This is a genomic window from Leptolinea tardivitalis, assembly GCF_001050275.1.
Lineage (GTDB): Bacteria > Chloroflexota > Anaerolineae > Anaerolineales > Anaerolineaceae > Leptolinea > Leptolinea tardivitalis.
In genome coordinates this window covers 285381-302265 of sequence record NZ_BBYA01000008.1, presented here as the reverse complement: position 1 = coordinate 302265, position 16885 = coordinate 285381, and the positions used below count along the sequence as shown (strand labels likewise).

Genomic DNA, 16885 nt, shown 5'->3' with positions numbered 1-16885 from the left:
ATCTAAAAGTCCAACTATTTTCGAAAAAGTCTTTCAGGAGTAAAGTTATATACATAATACAGTGCTAAATGTCACTTGTTACCTTTAGACAAACCCCTTATTATGTACAAATGCTCAATATGTGTACATAAGTTCATTTTTAAACAAAACTCTTATTCCGTCGGAAATTTTCATGGATACATTACAATCATTGAATTTTGAAACCGTTGAATTGGATGATCAAAAGAATGCGCTGGTGATCATTGATCAGACACTTTTACCAAACAAAGTCGTCTATCTCAGCCTAAAAACGATGGCGGAAATTTGGCAGGCTATATACGATTTACAGGTACGTGGTGCACCGGCTATCGGTATAGCGGCTGCATATGGTTTGTATCTCGGAATTAAGCAAAGCTCCGCAACAGATTTTGATGCGTTTTTTGCTGAGTTCTCTAAAGTCAAAAAATACCTGGCTTCATCCCGCCCAACGGCTGTAAACCTGTTTTGGGCTCTGGACCGGATGGAAACCTGCCTTATGAAGAACGCATCTGCCTCAGTGGAAAAAATCAAAACCGCGTTATTGCAGGAAGCACACGATATCAAGGCAGAAGATATTCATACCTGCCGGGCTATTGGTGAATATGGGCTCTCGCTTTTAAAACCCGGAATGGGATTATTGACTCATTGCAATGCAGGGCAACTGGCTACGGTGAAATATGGAACAGCCACCGCTCCGATGTATCTGGGGCAAGAACAGGGATACAACTTTAAGGTCTTTGTAGACGAAACCCGTCCACTGTTACAGGGCGCCCGTCTTACGGCATACGAACTTAACCGGGCTGGAATAGATGCCACTCTCATCTGTGACAACATGGCAGCAACGGTTATGTCAAATGGTTGGGTCAATGCCGTCTTTGTTGGCTGTGATCGTGTAGCAGCCAATGGTGATACCGCCAACAAAATTGGCACATCCGGTGTAGCCATCCTGGCTCATTATTATGGCATTCCATTTTATGTCTGCGCACCTACTTCTACAATCGACATGAATTGTCAGACGGGCAGAGATATTCATATTGAGCAACGCCCGGCAGAGGAAATTACAGAAAAATGGTATGCTCAGCGAATGGCGCCGCAGGGGATAAAAGTATTTAATCCGGCTTTTGATGTGACAGAAAATGCAAACATCACAGCCATTATTACTGAATATGGCATTGCACAGCCCCCCTTTACCACATCACTGAAAGATATTTTTAATAAAAAGTTATCAGGTAAAAAAATCTGATGGATTTTAATAACGAGGAAAATATGCCATGGCAATGAACAATTACACCCACAGATCTACCTCGTTTGACCAATCTGGTGAAGACCAGTTGCTGGTCAGAATTGCCTGGCTATATTACATGGAAGACCTTACCCAGGCAGAAATTGCTGACCGTTTGAATGTGTCTCGAATCAAAATTACCCGATATCTAAAGCGAGCCCGTGAAAAAGGATTGGTACAAATCAGTATTCAATCCGAAAATAACAGCCTCCTCGAACTTGAATCTGCACTGTCGAATAAATACAACCTGAAAGATGTCAAAGTTGTGATGAGTGTGGAACAACGCCAATCGCAATTGCGTTTGTTGGCTAAAGGAGCCAGTGAATGGCTTGTACCTCGTCTGGAATCGGGTTTGACGATCGGGATGGGCTTAAGCCGTACGCTTTACTATATGCCTGAATACTTCCGTCCAAAACGGAAGATCGCGTGTGATTTCACCGACATTATCGGTGGAGTTACTGGACCGTCGTCTGCTATGATTTCATTGAACATCACGTCACAAATGGCTGAGATTTGTGGTGGGCGGGCATATCGTTTACTGGCACCATCCGTTGTTTCAAGCAAACAAGCTTACGAGATCATATTATCTGAACCCATTCTTAATCAGGTTTTCGAAAAAGCCCATCATTGCGATATTCTTTTCCAGAGCTGTGGTGGAGTAGATACGGGTGCCCTGCTTTATGAAAATAAAAGTCTACAGGAAGAGACCCTTAGATATCTCTCTGAGAATGGCGCAGTGGGTGATATTCTGGGGCATTTCGTTGATATCGACGGAAATCCGGTAAAAGTTCCCTATGACGAATTAATCATATCCATATCGCTCGAAGCTCTTCAAAAAGTTCACCTGGGCGTGCTGGTAGCTGGCGGTAAAGAAAAAGTGAAGACTATCCATGCAGCTTTAAAAGCTCGTTATTTTAACGTGCTGATCACAGACGAACATACGGCGGCCGAAATTTTAGAATTGTCTTAACCCAAACGCATCAATAAGTTTTCGATGCATTTATCCATACATTCATCTTGAAAGGAGCTTCTCCTATAGCAAAAATATCCACATTCAAAGAATCTATTGAGAACGATTCTTATAGGTACTTTATTTATTCATTGTTTTCTGAGCAAGGTCAAAATTAGTTTTATTGGTAAAGACATAGATCCAGCTATTTATCAACTTCTGGCTTACAAGCCCATAAGGAGAATTTATTATGCAAGGAAACCAGGAATTGCATTTATCAGGTGATCGGTTTACAGTCGAATACAGCCTTTTTGGCACTCGTACCGAAATCGATCAGATGACCACGGCCATCATCGTAGAAGATACCATCGAATTCCCATACGAATTACTGCCAGAAGGAGAAATCAAAGATCAGGTGGTTGGCAAAGTTGAAGATGTCAAACAGGTGGGAGAAAATCACTTCCATGTCACCATCAGTTATGCAGTGGAAATTACTGCCTTCACAATCGCCCAATTATTAAATGTTGTGTTGGGAAACATCAGCTTGATGCCCAATATTCGGGTGGAACGAATTAACCTCACACCTTCACTGGCCGCCAAATTTTCCGGTCCACGTTTTGGACGGGAAGGATTGCGCAAAATTCTGGGAGTTCCCCACCGTCCATTATTAAGTACAGCCTTGAAACCAATGGGGTTGAGTTACAAAGAACTGGCAGAAATGGGCTATCAGGTTGCCAAAGGTGGGATTGATATCATCAAAGACGACCATGGCATTTCCAACCAGCCGTTTTCTAAATTCAGGGAACGGGTTCAATACAACCAGGAAGCTATCGAAAAGGCCAATAAAGAAACCGGCCGGAAAAGCATTTTTCTCCCCAATATTACCGGCCGTGCCGACGAATTATTAGAAAATGCCCATTTCGCGAAAAAGGTAGGCTGCGGCGGATTGATGGTTCTCCCTGCTCATACCGGTTGGGATGCCGTTCGCATGTTGTCAGAAGATGATTCACTGGGTTTACCCATTATGACCCATCCTTCCTTTTCTGGATCTTATGTTGTCAGTCCCACAGCAGGTTTTTCACCATACACCTGGTTTGGGCAGATTGCCCGTCTGGCGGGATCGGATATGAGCATCTTTATCAATTTTGGCAGCCGGTTCGCCAGCACAAAAGAAGATTGCCTGTCAGTTGTAAAAGGCACTGCAGACCCGATGTACAACATCAAACCAATTTTCCCGGTAGCCGGGGGTGGTATTACGATGAAAAATGTCCCTGACATGAAACAGGTGTACGACAATGAAATGATCTATTTGATGGGCGGCGGCTTGCATAAGGCCGGCCCCGATTTGATTGCCAACAGCCACAATTTTCTTGAATCTCTTGAATCTTGAGAATTAATTAAAAGGTGCATCCATGAACTTCTTTACAAAAACGCTTGAAATTTCACCGGGGCCCGGCTTTTCTCTTCAGAACATCACCCATCTGGTGACTGATTTTGTGACCGAAACCGGTGTAAAAGAAGGCCAGTTGACCGGTTTCTACAAACACACAACCGGGTCCATATTTATTGGTGAACATGAGTCCGGCATCATTGCGGATATCGAAAGAGCTCTGGAAGCCATGGCCCCTTCAGATGGAAAATATCTTCACCACCGGCGAGAATTAGATTTCAATGGTTCGGCTCATGTACGGGCTGCCTTTATGCCAACCTCCATTGTTGTTCCCATTCATGATGGCTCCATGGTTCTTGGAACCCATCAGGAAATCATGGTAACCAACGGCCAGCCGGAAGGACTCCCCCGGTATATCGTTTTACAGGTGATGGGAGAGTAGAATGCCAAAAAAATTTGAAACCGTATTCTTCTGGTTTGACGGCGCTTTTACCGAAACCGTCTCATCTCTTGTATTGAAAATTTTGCGTCCCGATCTTTCCGGTGCTGCCAGAGTAACTTTGCAGGAAAAAATCCAGTTTATTCAAGATGATCTGTCTGTAGGAAAGTTGACCTCAGATGAATTCTGCCAGAAAGCCGTTGAACTTTGCCAGGTGAACCTAACTGTAGATCACCTTGAGAGTGAAATCATCCACCAGGCGAATCTGAACAAACCGTTGCACGATATCTATACGCATGTCGTCTCTGATAATGATACCCGTGTGATTGTTGACCTCCCTGAAACCTGGTTCCATAGTCTCATCAAACGCTGGCAACTCGAAAATTCTTTCCCTGCCAACCGGTTGATATTCACAACACCATTCAAATTAAATCGTATGCTACCCGATATTGCCTATTCCATCCCGAAGGCAGCCGGTCGCAACATAGACGAATGTATTCTGATCGACCCTCGCCAGATGCGGGCGGTAGCCCTTCATAAACTTGGATTGGTCTCTACGGCTTTCGTATACCCGCGTAGGCTCAAAATCGATCTGGCTCTCCAGGGAATATGGAAAACCGATGAGGATATTTACCATCCCAAAGCCGGGGCGAGAACAAATATTTAACGCTCACAGGGATGCCCGAAGGCATCCCTGTTTTCAAAAATATTTGAAAAAATATAGGAAAATAATCATTCCCTGGTGTATAATAGGAACTCCCGGGCGGGTAGCTCAGTTGGTTAGAGCACATCGCTTACACCGATGTGGTCGCAGGTTCGAGTCCTGTTCCGCCCACACTTCTCTCTTCGTACAATTCTGATTAGAATTGTACTTTTTTATTCACTAATCAATTTGAATTGAATTCCTGTCAATATCATTTCGGCCCTGTTTTAACAGGTTGTTCTTACCTTTCTCATTCCCTGACCTTTCATAATCATATTCATAAAACTATAGAGAGAGAAAACGAACCAATCAGCCGCGTTTTTATAAAAATGCTGTATCATAGGTTTGTTTTTTGATCATCTCTTGAATTGGAGCGGACTTAATGTCTTCCGAGTTTGATTTTCCATATGACTTTATTGGCAAGGTTCTCTTTACGCCGGAAGAAATCGAAAAACGAATTTCTTTTATTGCCAACCAGATCCATAACGATTATCGTGATTCTGAGAAGCTTCTTTTATTGGGCCTCCTGCGCGGAAGTGTTGTTTTTATCACAGACCTGATGCGTAAAGTTCAAATGCCACTCACCATGGACTTCATGTCTGTTTCTTCCTATTCGGGTTCAGAAACCAATGGTTTCGTCCGTATCGATTCTGACCATAAGACCAACATTTCCGGTTGGGATGTCATCTTGATTGATGATATTGTGGATACCGGATTCACCATCAACACTGTCCGCAAGTTACTGCTTGACCGTAATCCCCGCAGTTTAAAAATATGCGCTCTGCTCGATAAAGTAGAACGCCATAAAGTGGATGTGCCTATTGACTATCTGGGTTTTTCCATCCCCGATGTCTTTGTGGTGGGTTACGGATTGGATATAGATGAAAAAGGGCGCAATCTCCCTTATATCGCTTCAGTTGATCCGAAGAAATACGAGAAGAGTAAACATAAGTAACAGGAGTCTGCCATGCCTATCCATATTGCTGTGGGTACACAATGGGGCGATGAAGGCAAAGGTCGTGTCGTCGATCTGCTATCGGCCGATGCAGCCCTGGTCTGCCGGTATAACGGAGGTGACAACGCCGGTCACACCGTTACCGTCGGGACAAAGACGTTCAAACTTCATCTGATCCCTTCCGGTATTGTTCATTCCCATACCATTGGAATTCTTGGAAGCGGGATGGTGATCAATCCCCTCACCCTGCTTTCAGAAATGGATACCCTCAAGAAAAGCGGCATCGAAATTTCACCGCGCCGGCTTTACATATCACCGCTGGCACATCTGATTACTCCGGCTCACCGCCTGCTTGATCAGGCTCAAGATGCCGCCCGTGGTAAGGGTGCCATCGGCACCACAGGCCGGGGGATTGGTCCGGCGTATATTGACAAAGCCGCCCGCCGTGGGCTGCGTGCCGGAGAAATTCTGGATCCCGAGGCATTTCGCATTCGTGTCAAAGAGCATTTCCGTGAAGTGGATATTCAACTCCAGCGAATGTATGAAAAAGAGCCTCTGGATATTGAAGCAATGACCGCTGAATGGGTTGCTGAAGCCAGCAAAATCGCTCCTTATATTCAGGATTATTCCCAACTGCTTCATGACACTCTTCGCAGCGGTGATCAGGTACTGGCAGAAGGTGCTCAAGGTTCTCTCTTGGACCTGGATTTCGGGACGTATCCATACGTTACCAGTTCCTGCACCACCGCGACCGGTGTTTTTAGCGGTCTCGGTCTGGGGATCATGCCAGTTGACCGGATTATTGGCATCACCAAAGCCTTCCAGACACGAGTGGGGTCAGGACCCTTCCCAACCGAGCTCTCCGGTGAAATGGCCGAACGTCTGCGCGGCACCGGGGCAAATCCTTGGGATGAGTTTGGCACTACAACAGGTCGTCCTCGCCGGGTTGGTTGGTTCGACGCCGTATTATTGAAATATACGGTGGCGATTAATGGTGTTAACGAATTGTGTATTACCAAAATGGATATCTTATCTGGCCTTCCAGAAATCAAAATTTGCACTTCGTACCAATTGAACGGTATGGGATACGAAACCCTGCCGGTAGGTCTCAGTGCAGAGCAATTAGCGAAAGCCAGACCCGTCTATGAAACGCTTCCCGGTTGGACGGAAGATTTGACTGGAATTCGTAAATGGAAGGATTTACCCCAAAACGCCCAGGCGTATATCCACCGTTTACAGGAATTGAGTGGCGTTCAAGTCAGTCTGGTCTCGGTTGGTCCTGAAAGAGATCAGATTATCCATCTCGATTAGAACATTCTTTATGGTTAGACCGCTGTCGAAATCAAGGCAGCGGTTTTGATTTCCAGAATATCCTGCATTTTCAGTCGAATATAATGAAAGCTGTAAAATTCACCCATGCCGGGTTCTATTACATCTTACTGATATTGCTTTCTGCATGTTCTGTAAATCCGACCCGAACCACGATAATCCAATCAACCGTTTTTGATTTACAAGGAAAACCAACCATGCCTGTTACTCCAACTCAGTTAAATCCCGCTTCCAAGTCAGGATCCATCGAAAGGGATATTACATATTGCACACCGGAAGGAATTCCACAAAAACTGGATATATATCATCCGATCACGTCATCTGATCATCCCACCCCGGCGGTAATTTACATTCATGGGGGCGCCTGGTTGGAATGTGACAAAGACTCCGAATTGTTTTTCCCTCTGATGAAGAAATTGCAGGATAAAGGGATTTTCACGGTTTCCATTAACTACAGGCTTGCGCCTGAACATCCCTTCCCGGCCATGATCGAAGATGCCCGCTGTGCCGTTCGCTATTTACGGGAAAACGCCATGAAATTCAACATTGATCCAGAAAAGATCGGCGTTTTTGGCGACAGTGCCGGAGGGCACCTGGCGTTATTGGTGGGAATGGCAACTTCCGTTACTGAGTGGGACACACCAGAATATGCCCAACAATCCAGTCGCGTTCAGGCTGTAGTGGATATTTACGGGATTACGGATAATACGAAAATTTTTGTTGATGATTCAACCGATATCATGCAGAAAGTGTTTCGAGCCCGGTCTGTTGATGATCCTGTTTTGAAAAAAGCCAGTCCGTTAACTTATGTGGCACCATCGGCTCCGCCTATGTTAATTGTCCATGGAGATGTTGATCAGGTAGTCCCATATCAACAGTCAATATGGTTGTATGATGCTATGAAATTAAAGGGAAACAGCGTGGAATTTCTTACCGTAAAAAATGCTGATCACAATTTCATACCTGTTAAAGATGAACCTATTGAACCGCCGCTTGACAGTGTTTTTGACAAAATTGCGGCGTTCTTTGAGCAGCAATTGAAATAATTCAGTTCCTAATTGGGAAGGTTTGATTCATATACTTCATTGGTCAGAATGTTTGCCCATTTAATGGAATCGAAATAAATAGAACGTAGTCTTTCTGGTTGAATACCGCATTCCAACACTTTCTCCCACTCCCCTTGTTCGATGGCCAACACTGTTTTCAATGAACAACCAATTTTTCCCTCATGCTTGATCAGAGCGGCGACAACGTCGTCAGCCAGATGGATACTGGAAACGACTTCATGCATGGGTAAATCCATTATGGCATCCAACACTGAAAACAGCCCCGTAAGAAAATAGGATTCCGCCTGAGATTCTCCCAGCGCTTTTCCGATCATTTCGCACATTTTTGCCCGCTGCAGAGCAATAGACGTCAGTTCATGGGGTTTATCGTCAACGGTTGACATCAGGATGAGCATCATCCAGCCTCGAAGCTGACTCAATCCAATAAGTGATATAGCCTGCCGGATGGAATTGACTGTGGTGGAGAGAGAGTAATATCCCGAATTGACCAGTTTCAGTAACTTGTACGTCAATCCCACATCTTGAGATATCAGAGTCTCGAGGTTTTTAAAATCTGCCTTGGGATCCGTCACCTGAGCCAGAAGCCGCATGACGACAAGACGTGAGGAATCCATGCGCCGCCCTTTGACAATATTGGGTTTGCACAGGTAATACCCCTGGAAAAAGTCAAAACCCAATCGGTAGCACAGGTCATAGTCTTCTAATGTTTCTACTTTTTCTGCCAGCAATAACATTCCGTGTTGCTTGAGTGTATTGACCATATCTGGCAGCAATACCCGTTTCATTCCCATCAGGTCAACTTTAATGACATTGACAAGACCGCAGCGTAATGCAGGAATGACCCTGTCTATTGTGATAACATCATCCAGTGCAATTTGAAAACCGGAGATTTTTAGTCCCTGCAGTGAATCAAGCAATTGCTTGTCCAGGGTGATATCTTCCAGTACTTCCACCACAATCCGTTCAGGTGGAAGGTGAATGGGGTATTTTCCTACAAGAAAATTCCGGGTGAAATTAATAAAAGCGAAGCCTGATCCAACGATATTATCCAGACCGATTTCTGAAAATGTATTTAATAATACCTGAGTAGTGGCGTAATCACCATTTGAAACATTAACCGATGATTCATTTTGGCTGCTGCGATATAGAAGTTCATAGCCAATCACCTCCTTGTTCCGGTTGAAAATCGGTTGACGTCCCACAAGCAAATCAGACACGTTTTAAGAATTCCTTGTTTCAGTGAAAAATTTACATAAGAAAAACGAACTGATTCTATTAATAACAGAATCATATATCAAGTTTTGTTGAATTAGGGTTAATTTACTATAAATCTTGTCATTCAGATTATCGGAGAAGAAAAATCACTGGCCTGTAAGTTGCACCGTTTCATCTGACTCTACGTTTAAAAACGGTGACTTAAATGAACCAATTTAATCGAAAAGGATCCAACTTTCCCCGTTGGCTGCTCCCGGTGTTAATCGGGATTTTTCTTATCCTTGCTGCAGGATCGGCCATTCTGGCTTATCAGATTTTCTTTGCCGAGCCTGATGCCTCAATGGTATTTCCGAAATATTCCCAACCCAAAGACATGGCCACAGCCCAACTTGACCAGGCACTTCAAGAAGCGCTGAAGCGTCATCCAGAAGTTTTATCTTACCTGATGTACCGGGTTGGGATCACCCAAGTCTCTTACACGGAAGACAAGAACACCGCGCTGCTGTGGCTGGCTTTATATGATAAAGATACCGATACATTAATTCCAGCAGAACCAGGCCTGGCAATTGCACAAAAGACAAAAGAAAATAACTGGACGGTCACCGTTCAGGCAGATGATGGCTTTAACAATCTGTTGAAGGATATCCCCGAGTCTATGATTGACGCTGAAACCAAGGCACAATACATGTCGGCTCCACAGGCCTTAACGAAAGCCGCTCCTCTGCGCGGGTATCGCCTTCCCTGGAAGAAGGGTGTTACCAAATTTCTCACAGGCAGTATCGGACATGTCTTGACCTATAAATCCTGTCCATCATCCTGCATGTATGCTTTCGATTTTGCCGACGGCGGGAACTTCCCCATTCTGGCTGCCAAAGGCGGCCGTGTAAAATATGCCGTCTGGAAATTTCCTGATAACAACCACGAAAATGCCAACTACATCATACTTGAAGATGATTCAACCTCTCCTGTGACCTATCAGGTCTACTTCCATCTTTCCCAGAATTCCATTCCAGAGGCGCTTCGTGTAAAAGGCACATGGGTAAATCAGGGCCAGTATATAGGAAATGTAGACAACACCGGGTATAGTTCTGGACCGCATCTTCATTTTCATGTACATGCCAATTCCACGTCCTACTGGGGAAATTCGGTCGACATCGTGTTTGAAGATGTCTCTGTTAATGGCGGTCGGCCGCGTACATGCGCAGAAGCAAAGGCCTTTCCAACGTATGGTAGTCAATGCATGCCCGGTGATAAATATACATCGAACAATGGTGATTCCAAACCGCCAACAGGTGTTTTGAATGCTCCGGCTGCCAACACACTCGTCACCAGCCAGACTGTAACCTTGAGCGGTTATGGATCAGATGAATCTGGGGTGGCACGTATTCAGCCTATGGTGAAATATGACGGACAATGGCGGGCAGCAGGTGATCCAATCACTGATTCGGCTTTTGTGACAGACGTAGATCTTTGTGCCGCAGGCGTCCCGGATGGTCCATTATCTGTAGGTATTAATATCTGGGATAACGGCGGGAATAAAACAATCACACCCATTGGGGATATACCCATACGCAAGAAATTCACCTGCCCTGTATTACCCCCTGCCTGTTCACCAGCAGCCAACCAGGCTGCCCTGTATAACAACGCCAATTTCCAGGGATTCTGCAAGGTTATTGATATAGGTGATATCTCAGATATCAATTCGCTGGTTGATTTTGGAGATAACAACCTTGAATCCATCCAACTGGGTGGTGGCGTCAGCGCTATCCTATATGATGGCGTCGATTTCTCTGGAAGAAGTCAGTCATTGACATCTTCTTCTGAAAATCTGGATACCCAGATTGTTGGAGCCAATCGTGTCTCATCATTGAAATTGGTCAGTGTATTGTCTGCACCGTCTGAGCCAGTATTGAATCCAGTCTCAGGACCGAATGGTGGTGATGCTACATCCTCCGACTCCATCGTCTTAAGTTGGCAGCCGGTTCCAGGTGCAGTGGAATATCGTGCATCTGTTACTGGACCCGATGGATTCAATGCCGTTCAAAACTGGCAACCATCTGTATCCTTCTCGTTGGGCACATTGAAACCTGGTAATTATGACTGGACGGCGTCTGCCCGTAACAGTGCCGGTGAAAAATCAGCATCCGGAAAGTTCATCATCAAAGAAGGAAAGACTGAAACCCTGACACCCATAACATCACCCTATGAAGTGGGTTTCTACAAAGATGCAGCTGGTTGGGCTGGCACCGGTTTGTGGACCCGGAACAGTTTCAAAGTTGGAACCGAGAGTCAAACCGGGTGGATTTTCGGAACCGATAATGAATACAGTAAGGGTGATTCGCGCGCTTCGGGCGATCTGACTTCACCATTAATCCATATCGGATATAAAGGCCAACAATTCTCCTTCCGATATGTATCTGTTACAGAATCATCAGGTGAGATATGGGATCAGCGAATTCTCCAAATTTCTGTTGATGGTGGACCATTCCAGGATCTGCAAAAAATCTCAGGCAGTTCTGATCGAACCAGTCTGCTGGAAAGCAAACCCATTGATCTTTCTGCCTATGTTGGCAAGAATGTTCGCTTCCGCTTCCATTTCGATACCATTGATTCAATGTACAACACCGGACTTGGCTGGGCGATCACCGCAGTGCGAATCAGTGATAATCCATCCAAAGTATGTCAGGAATTTGCCAATGACGATTCTCCAGAAAACGCCCAATCAATAGCGGTTGGGAAGAATGCCAGTGGGCAGATTTGCCCGGCTGGTGATGTTGATTACTTTACATTCACCAGTGATAATAAACAGGCATTCAATGCCACACTGAATATCACATCAACAGCAACAAACTGGCAGCCAGCGCTATCTTTGATCAGTTCCGATGGAAAAACAACTCTGGCCGATGCCAAAGTTAGCGGCAGCACCGCTCAATTGACAGCCAACCTGCCCGGAGCCGGACAATACCTCCTTAAAGTATCAGCCAGTGCAAATACCAAAGTAGTAGTCCCTTATCTCGACTACCAACTCTCCTTGATTCAGGATACAACCGCGCCATCCATCAAATTAATCACTCCGGCCGATGGATCAATAAGCCTGGCTCTACCCATTGCCCTTTCAGCAGAAGCGGCAGATGGCGATAAGCCGGCAAGTCGGGTAGAGTTTTATGTTCAACCAGCCGGAGTACCCGTTGAAAAAGCAGATCGTGTGGCTGTGGATGATTCCGCGAAAGACGGTTGGATAGGAACAATCCCGGCCGATTACACAGGCAAATTACAGGGAGCGGCAGTATTTGCCCGTGCATTTGACCAGGCGGGTAACCACACTGACAGTGCAGCCGTTATTCTGGCTGGCGACGGCACAACTCCAGTAACGCATCTGGATGCTCTCCCCAATGAATACGGAAGCACTCTCATCAACCTCAAATGGACAGCTGTTTCTAAAGTCAAAATTGATCACTTTGAGCTTCAATATCAGGTGAACAACGGTGGTTGGCAGGCCTGGGCAGAACCTCTGCCGGGTAATGCCCGAGAAACCAGCTTTTTTGCCACCAACGGTGCCACTTACAGCTTCCGGATTCGGGCCATAACAGAATCAGGTGCTGAAGAATTTCCGGAAGAACCTCAGGTAAAAACAACGGTTGAAAAGGAGTGCATCCCCGATAAATATGAACCTAAGGATAACGTTCCCACCAATTCGCCATCACTAACTTCAGGGAATTGCCAGCTTCATAACCTGTGCGGATTCAAAGATGAAGATTGGACCAGCATGCTTTTACAGGGTGGGAAAACGTATACATTCAAAGCTGTTCCCCAGGAATTGGCCGCCGGTGTTACCCTCCAGGTCTTTAATCTTGCCGGCCAGGCCGTGACGGATGAAATCTCTCCCGAAACTTTGAATTCAATTACCACATTGAATTACCAGCCCGAAACCAGCGCCACGTATTACCTGCATGTAAAAGCGGCCAATGATAACCTAGCCGGAACAAGGTCTATTTATAATATCTGCTACGATCAAGCAGAACCTTTTTCGCCCATACCTGTGGTATGCGGGGCTATCTTGATCCCATTATTGACAGCCCTATTAAAACTGGCCAGCCGCATACGCAATTCTGCGACCGGTTCCTGAGCTACAGGAATATTTTCAACGCAGCACCCAGAGCAAATAAAGAGCACACTCCCAACGTAACCGGGAGTGTGCGGCTTTTATCACGAGAATCAGAGATGACGATTTCAGGAAATAAGCCGTGTGGTCCCCAGATCGGGCCCGCCAGCCAGGCAAACGCGGTTCCACCCAGCAAGCCCCCCAGGTGACCGAAATTATCAATATTGGGGATCATTCCCACAATAAACAGGTTGATCCCTATAACCACCGCAGTATTCGTCAACATTGCTTTTGAATTACGGAAAAATTTCCTGTTCTGAAAAATAAAAACTCCCTGGGCGGCGATTAATCCAAATATGGCCGTGGATGCACCGTATGATGGACTTTGTGTGATGAGAAAAGAGAATACATTTCCTGCAAATCCACTGACCAGATAGAGCACCAGGTATCGCTTATGCCCGTAGAACATTTCAATATCACGGCCAATCGTAACCAGGGCGTACATATTAAAAAAGATATGGGCAAAACTTCCGTGTAACAATAAGGGTGTAATCAACCGCCAGATTTGCCCCGCTTTGATCGCCTCATTAACCTTAGCTCCCAATGCAGCCAATAAATCAAATCCGAGAATATATCCGCTGGCTACTTGCAAAAGAAAAAAGGCTGAGGTAATTCCCACCAGAATGTAGGTGACCAACGGCTTCTTGGTCTCCAGTTGAATGGATACCCTGGCTGAAGGAATTTGATCAGAAGGAACCGGTGAACCACTAATCTGAGATGAATTCCCGGTCGGGTTCTGTGAATTTTCAGGATTTTCCATGGTCATATATTGATCTTTCGAGGTTTCGTACGTGAATGTTCAACCTTGATAATGGCTTCAATATCATCAACAGCTTTTTGCAGCCGGTTATGCGCATTCACCACCACATAATCGAATAAATCCAACTGATTGAGTTCACCCAGGGCAGTTTCGATCCGGATCTTTAAACTTTCAGGCGTTTCAGTTTTCCTGTCAATAAGACGCTGGTACCACTCCTTTGCATCGGCTGGAACAAGAAATATCAAAACCGCCTCAGGGAATAAATCGCGGATCTTCCTGGCACCCTGTACATCCAACCGCATCACCACATCTTTACCACTTTGCAGCGCTCGGGTTACCTGATTACGGGGAATCCCTTTGTAATCTTGATAAACCAAAGCATATTCAATTAATTCATTGTTCGCAATCATGGATTCAAAGTCTGCCAGATCGACAAAATTGTAGTCAACTCCTTCCACTTCTCCGGGACGGGGTTTGCGGCTGGTTGTGGTCACCACAAAATGGAAAGGCAGCAATCGGGCTTTCATTTCATTCAACACGGCATCCTTACCAACACCCGAAGGACCAGATATTACAATTAATAAGGGTGATGGCTGCAACACATCAAATCGAATATTGGCTAATGCAGATGAAGTTGCGTCTGATTCCATTCAGGTTCTCCTTGGGGAAACAATAGATCAGGATTATAACGCCAGTAATGTGAATGAACTCCTCATCATATCGTGAACAAAGTTGCGCTGAAAATGAAGAAATTTCTTATAGTAGTATTGTAGCGGATTGGCATTTATAATGTCATCCGAACGTTAGGAGCTTCGTATGCCATCTTATGATTTCATTTGTCTTGATTGTCGAAAGCGATTTGAAGTCTCATTATCCTACAGTGAATATGATAGCGCTGTGATCAGGTGTCAGCATTGCGGTAGTTCCAATATCAGACGTAAGATTGGCCGGATTCGTATTGCGCGAAATGCTTCTGATCGAATGCAAAGTCTGGCAGATCCAACCCGTTTAAATTCAATTGATGATGATCCACAGGCTTTGGGAGCCATGATGCGGCAGATGCGTTCAGAACTTGGTGAAGAAATGCCCGCTGAATTCGATGAAGTGGTAGATCGGCTTGATCACGGTCAATCGCCGGAACAGATCGATAGCGCCATGCCCGATTTGGCAGATAATTTTTCGGAAGGAGCCGGAAACTCATCTGTCGCCGATGATTTGGATTTCTAAATTTATCCGGCCGGGGGATTATCAACCATCCGGGTAAGCTGGTCAAAGCTGGTGACCATGGAAATTTGGTTTAAAAATGCAGCGAGTGAACTGCTTTGCTTGCGAAGAGCACGAACCATCGGTCCCACCGGGTCTGTCCCTGCTGCACCACCTGGCGTATCAGCATAAGCACCATAAAAAGCAAAATAAGCCTGGTTCAACCTTCTTATCATATAACCGTTGTCCCAGAAGAATTGTCTGCGTTGTTCCATGTATGTTTCGGCTGCATCGATTTTATTCTCAGCCAGCAATTTATCCACCTGGACTCTGGTGGTGTGCATCTCACGTCTGAAATTGAACGGCTCTGGTTCAGTTGCCTGAGGATTTGACGTGTCAGATGTAGTATCTTGCGTTGAGATTTCGGATTCAGGAGGCAGAAGATCAGGGTAATATCGCTTAAGCACCTGTTTACCTATTTCTGTGCCAACGATCGAAGCTGTGGTCTCATTGATTGTGCGCAGATCGGAATTTGTTTCATAATTTATTCCTAATGGACGCAGGGTTAAGAAGTTATGTGTCCATTCGTGCGCCACAGTCTCAGCCAAAAAAGAAAGATCAGACGTTGACATGACCATGGTAGGATAAATGCCTACGCCACCGATCGGTACCACCAGGGCAGAGACATTCAGATTTTTCATAACCTCATCTTCGAGAGCTGCCATATCACCGGCCGTCATATCCGCAAGGAGTGAGATATTGGCATCCTGTTGAATCTTGTTTCGCGGAGAGACAATTAAAGCCATAGGCAGCGGAGTGGAATGGTAAAGCACCGGCGGAATGGGCTGACCGATCAGAGTCAAGCCATTTTCACTAAGGATTGTGCTGATCTGTGATTGCAGGGTGGATTCTGCATATGGTGCCAATTGTTTCTTATACGCATTAAACTGATCCAATTGAAGCTGGTATGACTTTGCAGCGGCTACCTTATCGGTAATTTTTGGATCAGCATAGATCACATTGATCTGTGACTCCAGTTGGGAAATTTGACGTACCGAGCGAAGGTATTCTCTGACGATACCTGAAGGTTGTTTTTCAGGCAGATAATCTTCCAGTCGAATAGAAGACTGCAGGAACTTCTGCCAGAACGCATCAAATGTCCAGTTGACATAATCAAATTCAATTGTATGGGTATACTGACGTACTTTGCCGGGATATTCCTGAACAAGGAGTGATGAAGAGGTCGTAAATAGGACAGATAAGAATATCCAGAAACTGATTATGCCGCATTGACGTATAGTATGAAGGAAATCAAAAACTTTGTATTGATTGTAAAAGTTTTGTAAGTACTTCTTATTCACAAAGGCCTCAATTTCGTTATGATTATAATAGTTTCAACAAGAATCAATCCGG

At 45.2% G+C, this 16885-nt stretch carries 14 protein-coding genes and 1 tRNA gene; 11 read left to right on the top strand and 4 right to left on the bottom strand.

The features are described 5' to 3' along the window. Nucleotides 1-172 precede the first annotated feature (172 nt). From mtnA to LTAR_RS05385, 9 genes are all read left to right on the top strand, one after another. Entirely contained in the window at nucleotides 173-1261 is a 1089-nt protein-coding gene (gene mtnA / locus LTAR_RS05425) for an S-methyl-5-thioribose-1-phosphate isomerase (protein WP_062421147.1), read from the top strand. A gap of 28 nt (nucleotides 1262-1289) precedes the next feature. Further along, nucleotides 1290-2270 carry a sugar-binding transcriptional regulator gene (locus LTAR_RS05420; RefSeq protein WP_062421146.1) on the top strand — a complete coding sequence of 327 codons (981 nt, stop codon included), beginning with the start codon at nucleotides 1290-1292 and terminating at the stop codon, nucleotides 2268-2270. A gap of 229 nt (nucleotides 2271-2499) precedes the next feature. Further along, nucleotides 2500-3639, top strand: a complete 1140-nt coding sequence (locus tag LTAR_RS05415) for a RuBisCO large subunit C-terminal-like domain-containing protein (RefSeq protein WP_062421145.1) — start codon at nucleotides 2500-2502, stop codon at nucleotides 3637-3639. Between the two features lie 22 nt (nucleotides 3640-3661). Continuing rightward, nucleotides 3662-4081 carry a secondary thiamine-phosphate synthase enzyme YjbQ gene (locus LTAR_RS05410; protein ID WP_062421143.1) on the top strand — a complete coding sequence of 140 codons (420 nt, stop codon included), beginning with the start codon at nucleotides 3662-3664 and terminating at the stop codon, nucleotides 4079-4081. 1 nt (nucleotide 4082) lies between these two features. Next, nucleotides 4083-4745: a hypothetical protein gene (locus LTAR_RS05405; RefSeq protein WP_062421141.1), complete on the top strand. Its 663-nt coding sequence runs from the start codon at nucleotides 4083-4085 to the stop codon at nucleotides 4743-4745. Between the two features lie 94 nt (nucleotides 4746-4839). After that, nucleotides 4840-4913, top strand: a tRNA-Val gene (locus LTAR_RS05400). Nucleotides 4914-5163: 250 nt separating this feature from the next. Further along, nucleotides 5164-5736 carry a hypoxanthine phosphoribosyltransferase gene (gene hpt / locus LTAR_RS05395; RefSeq protein WP_062421140.1) on the top strand — a complete coding sequence of 191 codons (573 nt, stop codon included), beginning with the start codon at nucleotides 5164-5166 and terminating at the stop codon, nucleotides 5734-5736. A 12-nt stretch (nucleotides 5737-5748) separates the two neighbouring features. Beyond that, on the top strand, nucleotides 5749-7047 hold the full coding sequence (locus LTAR_RS05390) for an adenylosuccinate synthase (protein WP_062421138.1): 1299 nt from the start codon (nucleotides 5749-5751) through the stop codon (nucleotides 7045-7047). A gap of 83 nt (nucleotides 7048-7130) precedes the next feature. Further along, nucleotides 7131-8111 carry an alpha/beta hydrolase gene (locus LTAR_RS05385; protein WP_081419827.1) on the top strand — a complete coding sequence of 327 codons (981 nt, stop codon included), beginning with the start codon at nucleotides 7131-7133 and terminating at the stop codon, nucleotides 8109-8111. A gap of 8 nt (nucleotides 8112-8119) precedes the next feature. Here the strand turns inward: LTAR_RS05385 and LTAR_RS05380 are convergent, their stop codons facing one another. Continuing rightward, the gene (locus tag LTAR_RS05380; RefSeq protein ID WP_062421135.1) at nucleotides 8120-9349 is read right to left on the bottom strand and encodes an EAL and HDOD domain-containing protein; all 1230 of its coding nucleotides are present in this window, start codon (nucleotides 9347-9349) and stop codon (nucleotides 8120-8122) included. A 203-nt stretch (nucleotides 9350-9552) separates the two neighbouring features. On the opposite strand from LTAR_RS05380, the gene LTAR_RS05375 reads away from it, so the two are divergent. Further along, the gene (locus LTAR_RS05375) at nucleotides 9553-13473 is read left to right on the top strand and encodes a peptidoglycan DD-metalloendopeptidase family protein (RefSeq protein ID WP_062421133.1); all 3921 of its coding nucleotides are present in this window, start codon (nucleotides 9553-9555) and stop codon (nucleotides 13471-13473) included. A gap of 1 nt (nucleotide 13474) precedes the next feature. Here the strand turns inward: LTAR_RS05375 and LTAR_RS05370 are convergent, their stop codons facing one another. Together LTAR_RS05370 and LTAR_RS05365 are read right to left on the bottom strand one after the other, a co-directional pair. Then, nucleotides 13475-14275, bottom strand: a complete 801-nt coding sequence (locus LTAR_RS05370) for a rhomboid family intramembrane serine protease (protein WP_062421131.1) — start codon at nucleotides 14273-14275, stop codon at nucleotides 13475-13477. Next, nucleotides 14272-14919 carry a guanylate kinase gene (locus tag LTAR_RS05365; protein ID WP_062421129.1) on the bottom strand — a complete coding sequence of 216 codons (648 nt, stop codon included), beginning with the start codon at nucleotides 14917-14919 and terminating at the stop codon, nucleotides 14272-14274. Before LTAR_RS05365 ends, LTAR_RS05370 begins: the two co-directional genes overlap by 4 nt. Before the next feature lie 166 nt (nucleotides 14920-15085). On the opposite strand from LTAR_RS05365, the gene LTAR_RS05360 reads away from it, so the two are divergent. After that, nucleotides 15086-15496 carry an FmdB family zinc ribbon protein gene (locus tag LTAR_RS05360; protein ID WP_062421128.1) on the top strand — a complete coding sequence of 137 codons (411 nt, stop codon included), beginning with the start codon at nucleotides 15086-15088 and terminating at the stop codon, nucleotides 15494-15496. Nucleotides 15497-15498: 2 nt separating this feature from the next. Here the strand turns inward: LTAR_RS05360 and LTAR_RS05355 are convergent, their stop codons facing one another. After that, nucleotides 15499-16833 (bottom strand): hypothetical protein, encoded by a 1335-nt coding sequence (locus LTAR_RS05355; RefSeq protein ID WP_062421127.1) that lies wholly within the window; start codon nucleotides 16831-16833, stop codon nucleotides 15499-15501. Nucleotides 16834-16885: the final 52 nt, after the last annotated feature.